Origin of the sequence: Pradoshia sp. (assembly GCF_051873915.1) — a bacterium.
In the GTDB taxonomy this organism is placed as follows: domain Bacteria; phylum Bacillota; class Bacilli; order Bacillales; family Pradoshiaceae; genus Pradoshia.
On record NZ_JBJEFJ010000103.1, the window covers coordinates 1 to 10,839 of the forward strand.

Consider the following 10,839-nt stretch of genomic DNA (forward strand, 5'->3'; position numbering starts at 1 on the left):
TCCGAGTGTAAGAAGGGGAGAGAGCCGGTTCTATAGGGAATCGGCTCTTCTTCTTTTGAGATGAAAAATGGCTTCTAATCACGCATGGCTCCTGCCTCTCGAGAAGTCATTGCCCCCACTCCTGCTGCTACATCCTTTTTGATTTGTTGTTTAACCTTTTGTGGATCAGTTCCTGAAAAGCCAGGTTCCGTGATAGAGCCAGTATTCTTGTTTACTTGTTTATTCTGTTGCATAAGTTCCTCCTTCATTTTTGGCTTAACATTAGTATTATTTCAATAAACTCTCTGAGTATCCTATAGACTTGAGTTGTTTTGCTGGATGGAAGCGGGGAACCTGTTTAGGTAAAAAAGGGATTATGATTTTATCACTAGGAAGTTCGGCGCTTTAAAGATGGAATTTTTTTTCGAAATTTAAAATAATGAAGAAGATTATTTACAAAGTCTTGTTTAGTTGGTATATTTTTACTTGTAAGAGCGATTAATGATTATAGAGAGGAGTGAATATTCAACTGAAATATAAATAGCAGCCCTGCACTATTTTACGCAAAAAAATAATTCCCAATTAAAACGAATGTAATGTACTTACGTTATCACCCTTAGAGAGGGTATCATTAGCATCCTCTTGTATAAGACCCAAGCCCTTTAGAAGCTAGCTAGAAAACATGAAAATCATCAAGGGTAGCCAATCTCAATCTCACCATCCTCATAATCCGGTAATGACAGACTTTGCTCGTATAATAATGATAGACCAGCAAACGTTATGAACCTCAAAAAACCCACATATCAAATCATATGGCAATAAATGATTCCATCCCCCCATATCAGTCATAACATCACTTAAGTTCCTTGCATAAAAAATTTTACGAACCATGATAAGAAAGAATACGAACGAAGCGGAGATAAAAAGTCCCTAACAGTTCAAAAGTTTGCATTCTGAAACAACCACTAGTAAGTAACAGAAGCTAATGGCATAGCCATGATTAATTATCTCCTGGCCAGAGAGTGATAGCGCTTTCAAACGAGTGCTTGATTTTGATTTATTGGAGAATGAGGGTGTAAGACTTCGAGGTAATAGTCCCATAAAGGTAGATAATAATGTTTTGTACCGTGAAGTCATGGCAAGCAATAGATAACCATTTTATAGTTGAGAGGAGAGTCTGTTATGAAAAAATTTTTAGTAGCAGTGATGGCCATGATGCTTATGCTGGTTGGTCTAAACGAAATGAAGATAGACGAATCGAGCGCATCTGGAAAGGCAAAATCCGTGAAAAAAATAGCATGGGAGCATGCAGGAGAATTAGAGGCCCAAACAGGATTTGAAAAAAATATAGGGACAGCAGGGATGTTATCGGGCTCTTATAAAGATTATGTCATTACTGGAGGCGGAGCCAATTTTCCTTATGAGTCAGTATTAAATGGAGGGGTGAAGCAGCATTATTCCGATATATACGTACTTAAAAAAGAAAAAGACAAACTAACGATGGTTCAACATACGAATCTTGATTATGAGATAGGATATGGTTCGTCCATAACAACTAATGAAGGAGTCTACTATATTGGGGGAAGTCCGGATCAAGAACGTGCGAATGATATTACGTTATTTACTATAGATAAAAATAAAAAATTAAAAGTGAAAAAAATAGGAGATTTACCCTTCACGATAAGCGACGGTATCGCGGTGGAGAAAAACGGAAAATTATACATTGGACTTGGTAAACAGAATGGGACAGGCAGTAATAAATTATATGAATATGATGTCAAAACATCTAAGACGAAAGAATTAGCACCGATGCCAGGTGAAAGTGTAAGAAATCAAAGTGTAGCCCAATTGTTAAATGGAGATCTCTATGTATTTAGCGGTGGCGGGTCTGTTGCCTATACAGATGGATATAAATATAATATTAAAACGAATTCATGGTCAAAAGTTTCTTCTGTAACGGTAGGGGATAAACAACTTTCTTTATTAGGCGCCAATTCAGTGAAATTAAACAATGATGAAATGATGGTAATAGGAGGATTTAATAAAGAAGTATATGATGACGCAACGAAAAATTTAACTACTTTACAGGGAGAAGAATTACAAGTGTTCAGAGAGGCCTATTTTACAGCCGATCCGTATGAATTTAATTGGAATAAAGATATATTAATCTATAATGCAAAAAAGAACACATGGAGATCAGTAGGTAAGGTTCCCTTTGATGCACCTTGTGGTGAAGGGTTAGTTTTAATGGGGAACATGATTTATTCTATAAATGGTGAAATAAAACCGGGAGTAAGGACGAATGCCATTTATTCGGGAACCATAGCTTATAAGTAACTTTTTAAAAAGAGAATGGGAGTTTTATTGTCCTGATAGAGTGGCTGGAAGTCTTTTATTCCAGCCACTTTATTTGTGCAGTAAAATGATGCAAAAGCAAACAAAAAAGCCGTCTTTTAGATAGAGACGGCTTTCTTGATGGTCACCTCGAGTTGCAGTTCCACATTTCCCATAATTGCCCTGCTAATCATGCAGGATTTCTCTGCTTTCTCAGCTAGTCTTCTGGTGAGATCAATTTCCTTCTCAGAGGAAGAGGCCTTTAAGGTGATGGTCGGACGATGAATAATTTTCTTATAGGTAAATATGCCATTGGTGACATCGACAACACCGACAGATTCCATCGTCAAATCTTCTTTCTCAATCTTGCTGCGTTCCAGCATCGCTGCTAGGGTGATAATGTAGCAGGTTGATGCGGCGCCTAGCAGCATTTCGTCTGGGTTTGTCCCTATGCCGGGACCATCCATCTCTGCAGGGATGGAGATGTTGGTTTTTAAGTTTCCTGCCTCGATTGTGCCTGAATCATTTCGCAGACCAGGCCAATGAGCTTTTAAATGAAAATGGTGTTCAGCCAAACGAATTCCTCCTTAATAACGACTATGTTCATTTTACCTTATCTTGGTATTCAGAGAGGAGGATATTGCCCGTTAGTGGAATAATCCGGTCTATTTCTACACAATATAAATAAGTCGAAAATATTTTTCGAATTATATTTACCATTTGACATATAGCTGACACATTATATGATTATAGTAACACCATAGAAAACACATTGTGATAGGAGTTATCAAACATGTCGAACGAGCAAAACAAGGATCAGAACGAACAACAAGAAGAGCTTGTTGAAGAGGAAAAAGCACCGAAGAAGAAAAAGAAAATGAGCAAGAAAATGATCGCGGGTATTACAACATCCGTTGTTCTTGTTGCAGCTATAGCCGGAGGCGCTTATGCGTATGTGAAATCACAAACGGTCGCATCGGTGGATGGCGAACGAATTACAAAGGAAGAGTTATACGATTCTTTAGTAAACGTATACGGTTCCGCTGCAGTAGATAATCTAGTCACGAAAGTGGTCATTGATAAAGAAGCAGATAAACGCGATATTAAAGTGAAAAACAGTGAAATCAACGATGAAGTGGCTGTATATGAAGAAAACTATGGCGGTGAAGAAGGTTTGAAGTCCGCCTTAGAAGCAAGCGGACTAACATTGGCTGATTTGAAAGAGGATATTGAAACGAATATCAAAATTGAAAAATTAATGGCAAAAGATATTGAGATCACAGATGATGAAGTAAAAGCCTACTATGAAGAAAACAAAGATGACTATGATACAGCAGAATCTATTGAAGTAAGCCATATCCTAGTTGAAGACAAAGAAACAGCGCAAAAAGTACTTGATAAGCTGGAAGCTGGGGAAGATTTCGCTGATTTAGCGAAAGAATATTCTACTGACGAATCCACTGCTAAAAATGGCGGTGAACTCGGCTTCATTAAATCAGGTGAAATGGTAGAAGAGTTTGAAAAGGCGGCATTTGCCCTTAAAGTTGGCGAAATTAGTGATATCGTCAAAACAGACTATGGCTACCACATCATCACAGCTACTGACTATAAAGAAGCAAAAGAATCCACCTATGAAGAGTCTAAAGAAGATGCAAAAGAAGCTGCTTTAGCTGCGAAAATTTCTTCGGAATACAGCTCATGGGTTGAAGAACTAAAAACAGAATATGATATTCAAAAAAATATCTAAAAATGAAAGCTGGATAGCGCAGCCTAATCAACAGGGCCGCTTATCCGGCTTTTTTGTATGGATGAATAAAAAGAGGCTGAAGTTTTTGATAATTCGCTTTTAAATGTATATATTTGTATTGGTGCTTTTCAAAAAAGGGAAGTAATTGATGGGAGAGAGAAGGATGGAATTATTCGAAGCAATTAAGACAAGGAGAAGTATCGGCAAGGTTAAAGGGGATCCTGTTCCAAGGGAATTAATTGAGCAGGTTATTGAAGCCGGAACATGGGCGCCATGTCATCATAGAACAGAACCGTGGCGATTTGTCGTTCTTGAGGGAGATGGACGGAACAAGCTGCGTGATGCACTAACAGCCTCTCTTCAAGCTACTATGGATGATCCTCATACGGAGGAAAATCAAGCAAGGCTTGAGAAAATCAGCAAGCAGCCATACCGGGCACCTGTGATTATCGTCACCGCAGTTGAGCCGGTTGAAAACGATAAGGTCATTAGGGAAGAAGAATTTGCCGCTGGTCATGCGGCTGTTCAGAATATGCTGCTTGCTGCCCATGCTTTAGGACTTGGGGCAGTTTGGCGGACGGGCAAGCCGCTTTACACACGAACAATGTGTGAGGCTTTCGGACTCAGTGAAAAAGGAGCCGTTACTGGATTTCTTTATATCGGCTATCCGGACATGACTCCAGCTCCTGCAAAAAGAAAGACCGTCGATGAAGTAACAGAATGGCACAGCGAAGGATGAACCATCGATAAGGGAAGCCCTATCCACTGTCTTTTAGACATGGATAGGGTTTTTTATTTGAACAAAATAGGGAATATGAATAGACATAAAATGTATTAATCTGATAAACTTAGTATGAAATAAAAAGGAGGGTCATGATATGACTGAAAGCTACTTAATTTTACACGGTCTTGGCGGAAGCGGGCCGGAACATTGGCAATCCTGGCTCAGCCATGAACTGGTGAAAGAAGGGAAGACGGTCTATTATCCGACCCTGCCGGATTATGACCATCCGAAATTATCGGATTGGCTTGATGAGTTGGATAGAACCTTCCAAAGGATCGGAACAGATGAGAGGTTAACGATCATCGCTCACAGCCTTGGCTGTATTCTTTGGCTGCATTATCGAAAACAAACACTCCCTGGGATCGTGAACCGTGTTGTGCTCGTCGCACCGCCGTCCCCTTATTATAAGCATGAATGTATCCAAGCGTTTTTCCCTTTGGACATTAAGGGTATAGAGAAAGATCAGCCTTATGCCGATACATTGCAGATTCAATCGACTAATGATCCGTATTGTTCGGTCGAAGAGAGCCGATATTTCAGCCAAATGGGCATTCCGCAGAAAATTGTGCTGAATATGGGACATATCAATGTTGATTCAGGCTATGGCCCATGGCCCTGGATTCTCGATTATTGTCTAAAAGAGAATGAGGCGAAACTCATGCGAGAAGGCTGATTATTACACGTGAACAGGAGCTGAGCATGTGAAAGTATTAGTAGTTGGAGCGAACGGACAAATTGGCCAAAAAGTGGTTAAACTTATACAGGAATCTGAGGAACATTCTCCTGTGGCAATGGTCAGGAAGAATGAGCAGAAGGAAAGTCTCGAGAAAGAAGGAATCGATGCTGTGCTGGCTAATCTTGAGGATAGTGTGGATGAACTAGCTAAAGTCCTTCAAGGAGTGGACGGCGTCATCTTTACTGCCGGCTCAGGAGGCAGTACAGGCGCTGATAAAACCTTGCTGATTGATTTAGACGGTGCCATCAAAATGATGGAAGCATCTGAACAGGCTGGTGTGGAGCGTTTCGTACTGATAAGCGCAATTGGTGCTGATAAGCGAGAGAATTGGAGCGAGGAAATCAAGTCTTATTATGTTGCCAAGTATTACGCTGACAAAGCACTCGAACAAAGCAAATTAAATTATACAATCATCCGTCCGGGCGCACTCATAAATGAACCTGGAACAGGAAATGTGTGGGCGGGAACGGATTTCGAATATGGCAAAATTCCTAGAGAGGATGTGGCTCGTACGGTAGTTGCGTCCCTGACAGCTGAACCGACATACAGAAAAGCGTTTAATCTGATTTCTGGTGATACAAAAATTGATGAAGCTGTGAAAAATCTTTAATCCTCTGGGCAGGCTGACCTTTATGGTCAGCCTTTTTTTGATTTGAGTTTTAAATGCCTAATTGTAATAAAGCAGGAATAACCTTATTCATTCTGCCTTCCCCGTCTATTTCAAGGCTATGTAAAAGTAGGTCTAAAGAAAGCTTTTCCATCTTTCTTGTGAGTCATATACACATTTGCCCAACTGCTCTCATATAGATAGTAAAAAAGAGAGAAAATATTTGTCCTGCAAATATGGGGAGGTATCGTGTATGAAATATGATTTGTACAAACCAACGCGGCACTGGAAGGATATCGAGCTCTGGAAGGATGTTACAGAGGAGCAATGGAATGACTGGATCTGGCAGCTGACCCATACGATCAAGACCTTGGAGGATTTAAAGAAGGTCATTAATCTCACACCTGAGGAAGAAGAGGGAGTCCGCATCTCGACGAAGACGATTCCCCTGAATATAACTCCTTATTATGCATCATTAATGAATCCGGATAATGAACGATGTCCAGTGCGCATGCAATCAGTCCCGATTGGAAAGGAATTATATAAAACGCCGTATGACCTAGAGGACCCGCTTCACGAGGATGAGGATTCGCCGGTACCTGGTTTGACGCACCGCTACCCGGACAGGGTTTTATTTTTGGTGACGAATCAATGTTCCATGTATTGCCGGTATTGCACGCGAAGGAGATTCTCCGGCCAAATTGGAATGGGCGTACCAAAGAAGCAGTTAGACCAAGCGATAGGCTATATCCGCGAAACCCCGGCTGTGCGGGATGTGCTCATTTCCGGTGGAGATGGATTATTAATCAATGATAGTATCCTTGAATATATTTTGAAGAATTTACGAGCCATACCGCATGTCGAGATTATCCGAATCGGTACCCGTGCTCCTGTTGTATTTCCACAGCGGATTACGGAGAATCTATGCAATATCCTGAAAAAGTATCATCCGGTTTGGCTGAATACCCATTTTAATACATCGATCGAAATCACGGAGGAATCAAAGAAGGCCTGTGAAATGCTTGTGAATTCAGGAGTGCCGGTCGGCAACCAGGCGGTTATCCTGGCAGGCATCAATGACAGTGTCCCAATTATGCGCAAGCTCATGCATGATCTCGTCAAAATAAGAGTAAGGCCGTATTATATTTATCAATGTGATTTATCTGAAGGCATTTCCCATTTCAGGGCACCAATCAGCAAGGGCCTAGAGATTATTGAAGGATTGAGAGGACATACGAGCGGATATGCTATTCCAACATTCGTCGTGGATGCCCCTGGCGGCGGCGGAAAAATATCACTCCAGCCAAATTATATCCTTTCCCAATCACCAGATAAGACGGTTCTCAGGAATTATGAGGGAGTCATTACTACCTATCCAGAGCCAGAATCTTATACGGCGGGAACAGCAGATGGGTATTTTCAGGAAATCTATGGTACGTATGAAGAAGACCGCGGTGATGGCGTCCTAGGCTTATTGCATGATAAACAGTTTAATCTCGTACCAAAGAACCTCCCGCGTTATGAGAAAAGGGAAACCTATGAACAGGCACCTGATCATGCTTCCTTGAAGGACAGACGTGAAAAGCGGGATGAGTTGAAGGAGAAAAAATATAAAGCGCAGCAAAAGCCCAGTCTAGCAACGAATGAAGGCGGGGAATAACGATGAGCCAAATCTGCCTATGGTGTGAAGAAGCTGGAGCAAGCCTAATAACAGACACTGTTTATTGGGAGCTGCCTGATGGAACCAATACTGTCCAAATTACGGAGGTTCCCTCCATAAGCTGCGCAAAATGCGGCATGATTTATCAAACAGATGAACAGGTGAAGGAAATTGAGGATCAGCTATTTTTGATTGATACGAAGGAGCTTGAGAAAAGCCTGACTTTTCAGGAGCTTATGGAGAAAAAAAGATTGCTGAAAAGGAATTATTTCGACTTTAGCTAGTTGATAAATGGATAAAGGTTCAGCCCTTATTTGGGGTTGAACCTTTTTCTTTTTGGTGAAGAAAGTTGATATTTACGCACCGTTGATTTATGTTTCAGGCGGTTGACTATTGGGGAGCAGCGGACAGGGGAGTTCGCACAGATGTAAAAAGCATCGAAGAGGCTCCTAGATCGCCCCTTGGTTTTTCCGCCTGCAACGAAAATCAACACGTAAGATTAACAGAGCCTTCTTTTTAGATTAACCTTTAGAAAAGTATATAGACGAGAGGGTGACGATGAAATTATTATCTAATATAACCATTTACAAGGGAATTCACTGGATTAATAAGCATTGTATTTTTCCTGTGAAAAGTGTGAATGAAAAGATTAGATTTATTCTTATATACAAATATTTTTTGATTAAAATAAATTTATAGCGGGTAAAAATATAATATAAATATAATATTAACTTATCTATACAAAGGAGTGAGAAAAATGAAAGAGGTTAAATTTTCAATCAGTTTATTATTCTTTTGGGTAAAAGGGAAAATAGAGGTTGATAATCGATTTGTTAAAACGAATTTATCTAACACCATATTGGGATTCATTCCTGCAGGGAAGGATCAACAAAGCATTCCTCTTAAGAATATTTCAGGGACAACCTTATCTACCAGTTATAAACTTAAACCAATTATACTAGGATTACTTGCGATTCTTTTCGGATTCGGCAGTATGGGAGATAGTTTTGTTCTTGGATTAATTCTTCTGATCCTTGGCGTTGGAATGGCCGGAAGCGGCATCCAAACAGTATTGTTGGTTGAAAAGGCCGGCAACCCTTATATCATTAGTGTGCCTTTCTTCGAAAAGAGTAAAATGCTAATCATACAAAATAGTATTCATGACGCATTAGCCTATGATACCGATAAAACTGATTTAAATATGTTTTTTGACAAAAAACCAACTACGTAAAAATTTGCGAATAATAGAATTGAGATTTCAATGAATGTTTTTATACCTTATGTATTATAAATTTTTACTAGAATTGTAGAAACTAGTGACTAACATAAAGCTCCGAATTTCTTGATTTTTAAGGGGATTGGGAGCTTTTGTTATACGTTGAATGCGTGGCTAGAGTAGTAGGTGAGGCAGATAGGATGGTGTGTATATAGGATAATTAACAATACCTACTATTGGACTGTATGTTTTATCTTGGTTTAGATTTAAAGACGATAGTGAAAATACAAAAGATAGGCTGTTAGACGCCATACTTAGAAAAAGAATTTGATTTTATTCATCCCTTTTGACGTGATTTATAGTACCATAATGATATTGTGCTATAAGAAAGGGATGACAGCATGACTTACAAAATGATTGTGTTAGATTTAGATGATACGTTACTTCGAGATGACCAAACCATCTCACCTCGTACGAAGCAAGCCTTGATGGATGCCCAGGAGAGGGGAGTGAAGGTCGTTCTCGCTTCAGGACGTCCGACATTTGGCATGCAGCATATCGCTGAAGAGCTCTCGTTAGCTGAATACGGAAGCTATATCCTCTCCTTTAACGGAGGAAAAATTATCAATTGTAAGACACGTGAAGAAATCTTCAGCAGTACACTCCCGCATGAAGAGGTGCACGGCCTCTATGATCTTAGCCGCAGAGAGGGCGTTCATATTCATACGTATGTAGGTGATGAAATCGTCACAGAGGATGATAACGAGTTCACCAGCATTGAATCTGAATTAACAGGGCTGCCGATAAAGGTTGTAGATAGCTTCAAAGAAGCCGTAAGCGAGCCGGTTGTGAAAGCCTTAATGGTCTATGAACCGGAAAAGCTAAAGCTTGTAGAAACGATGCTCCAAGAGGAATTGAATGGAAGGTTTAGCATCATGCGCTCCAAACCATACTTCTTGGAATTCACCGAGCTTGGCGTAACGAAAGGGACAAGCTTAAAGCAATTGATTGACGCGTGCGGAATTAAACGCGAGGAAGTGATTGCGATTGGAGACAGTTATAATGACCAGGAAATGATTGAATTTGCTGGCCTTGGCGTAGCGATGGGCAATGCAAATAACGATATTAAAGCAATAGCCGATTATGTGACAGATACGAATATGAATGATGGGATTGCAAAGGTGGTTGAGGAGTTTATCTTTACAGCACCTGTTTTGGTTTAATCTATTCTCACTCATATTAATAGCATACAAGAATGATAGGATGATTTCTCTTATGGAGGAATCATCCTTTTGTTTATGTTCATTATCATGATTGTGTGAATAAATAAAAATATTGATAGATGGGACATAATAAAACGGTTGGATTCATAGAGAGACTGCTGTAGTTAATTTGCGAAAAGCACGGTATAAGCCAATACATAAAAAAAATTAATATTTTTTTTTGGCTATATTCTATTGATTAAAAGCCTTTATATCACTGGTATTTTTATAAATATGACTTTTCTGAATAGAGGTGGGTAGTCACTAATGAAAAATAAGGATTAGGGTATCGGTTTTGAGGTTTGTTGCATTAGAACGACAAATGCAGCAGGATTCAATCGATTCTGTGACCTCAATTTAATATTCCACGAAAGCTGTCGTAAATTATCTACACAAAATAGTTGTTTTCTGAGGGTGCGGAACATGGTTTGACGAACAGAAAAACATGATTTACGATTTTATTGTGAAATGATTCACAAGAAATTAACCAAGTTAAATTGTCTGCTTAATCACA

General features: G+C 39.7%; 11 protein-coding genes. 9 read left to right on the forward strand and 2 right to left on the reverse strand.

What is annotated here, in order from left to right; genetic code table 11:
* Positions 1–74: 74 nt before the first annotated feature.
* Positions 75–233: a hypothetical protein gene (locus ACI35L_RS09390; protein WP_439802741.1), complete on the reverse strand. Its 159-nt coding sequence runs from the start codon at positions 231–233 to the stop codon at positions 75–77.
* Between the two features lie 928 nt (positions 234–1,161).
* On the opposite strand from ACI35L_RS09390, the gene ACI35L_RS09395 reads away from it, so the two are divergent.
* Positions 1,162–2,316 (forward strand): cyclically-permuted mutarotase family protein, encoded by a 1,155-nt coding sequence (locus tag ACI35L_RS09395; protein ID WP_439802742.1) that lies wholly within the window; start codon positions 1,162–1,164, stop codon positions 2,314–2,316.
* A gap of 116 nt (positions 2,317–2,432) precedes the next feature.
* Here the strand turns inward: ACI35L_RS09395 and ACI35L_RS09400 are convergent, their stop codons facing one another.
* Positions 2,433–2,888, reverse strand: coding sequence for an OsmC family protein (locus ACI35L_RS09400; RefSeq protein ID WP_049670823.1), 456 nt, complete (start codon positions 2,886–2,888; stop codon positions 2,433–2,435).
* 218 nt (positions 2,889–3,106) lie between these two features.
* Here ACI35L_RS09400 and ACI35L_RS09405 point away from each other — a divergent pair, with 218 nt between their 5' ends.
* The 8 genes from ACI35L_RS09405 to ACI35L_RS09440 all read left to right on the forward strand — a co-directional run bounded on the left by ACI35L_RS09405 (position 3,107) and on the right by ACI35L_RS09440 (position 10,286).
* Positions 3,107–4,060, forward strand: coding sequence for a peptidylprolyl isomerase (locus tag ACI35L_RS09405; protein WP_439802743.1), 954 nt, complete (start codon positions 3,107–3,109; stop codon positions 4,058–4,060).
* A gap of 163 nt (positions 4,061–4,223) precedes the next feature.
* Positions 4,224–4,799 carry a nitroreductase family protein gene (locus ACI35L_RS09410; RefSeq protein ID WP_049670824.1) on the forward strand — a complete coding sequence of 192 codons (576 nt, stop codon included), beginning with the start codon at positions 4,224–4,226 and terminating at the stop codon, positions 4,797–4,799.
* A gap of 139 nt (positions 4,800–4,938) precedes the next feature.
* Positions 4,939–5,517, forward strand: a complete 579-nt coding sequence (locus ACI35L_RS09415) for an RBBP9/YdeN family alpha/beta hydrolase (RefSeq protein ID WP_049670825.1) — start codon at positions 4,939–4,941, stop codon at positions 5,515–5,517.
* Between the two features lie 28 nt (positions 5,518–5,545).
* Positions 5,546–6,190, forward strand: coding sequence for an SDR family oxidoreductase (locus tag ACI35L_RS09420; RefSeq protein WP_439802744.1), 645 nt, complete (start codon positions 5,546–5,548; stop codon positions 6,188–6,190).
* 250 nt (positions 6,191–6,440) lie between these two features.
* Positions 6,441–7,847: a lysine 2,3-aminomutase gene (gene ablA / locus ACI35L_RS09425; RefSeq protein ID WP_049670827.1), complete on the forward strand. Its 1,407-nt coding sequence runs from the start codon at positions 6,441–6,443 to the stop codon at positions 7,845–7,847.
* Positions 7,848–7,849: 2 nt separating this feature from the next.
* The gene (locus tag ACI35L_RS09430; RefSeq protein ID WP_049670828.1) at positions 7,850–8,131 is read left to right on the forward strand and encodes a YokU family protein; all 282 of its coding nucleotides are present in this window, start codon (positions 7,850–7,852) and stop codon (positions 8,129–8,131) included.
* 473 nt (positions 8,132–8,604) lie between these two features.
* Positions 8,605–9,078 (forward strand): hypothetical protein, encoded by a 474-nt coding sequence (locus tag ACI35L_RS09435; protein ID WP_049670829.1) that lies wholly within the window; start codon positions 8,605–8,607, stop codon positions 9,076–9,078.
* Between the two features lie 386 nt (positions 9,079–9,464).
* Complete coding sequence (locus ACI35L_RS09440) at positions 9,465–10,286, forward strand: Cof-type HAD-IIB family hydrolase (protein ID WP_439802745.1); 822 nt, start codon at positions 9,465–9,467, stop codon at positions 10,284–10,286.
* Positions 10,287–10,839: the final 553 nt, after the last annotated feature.

Coding starts and splice junctions, on each gene's coding strand:
- ACI35L_RS09440 (WP_439802745.1), top strand. CDS start 9,465: ATGACTTACAAAATGATTGTGTTAGATTTAGATGATACGTTACTTCGA.
- ACI35L_RS09405 (WP_439802743.1), top strand. CDS start 3,107: ATGTCGAACGAGCAAAACAAGGATCAGAACGAACAACAAGAAGAGCTT.
- ACI35L_RS09415 (WP_049670825.1), top strand. CDS start 4,939: ATGACTGAAAGCTACTTAATTTTACACGGTCTTGGCGGAAGCGGGCCG.
- ACI35L_RS09390 (WP_439802741.1), bottom strand. CDS start 233: ATGCAACAGAATAAACAAGTAAACAAGAATACTGGCTCTATCACGGAA.
- ACI35L_RS09410 (WP_049670824.1), top strand. CDS start 4,224: ATGGAATTATTCGAAGCAATTAAGACAAGGAGAAGTATCGGCAAGGTT.
- ACI35L_RS09435 (WP_049670829.1), top strand. CDS start 8,605: ATGAAAGAGGTTAAATTTTCAATCAGTTTATTATTCTTTTGGGTAAAA.
- ACI35L_RS09395 (WP_439802742.1), top strand. CDS start 1,162: ATGAAAAAATTTTTAGTAGCAGTGATGGCCATGATGCTTATGCTGGTT.
- ablA (WP_049670827.1), top strand. CDS start 6,441: ATGAAATATGATTTGTACAAACCAACGCGGCACTGGAAGGATATCGAG.
- ACI35L_RS09430 (WP_049670828.1), top strand. CDS start 7,850: ATGAGCCAAATCTGCCTATGGTGTGAAGAAGCTGGAGCAAGCCTAATA.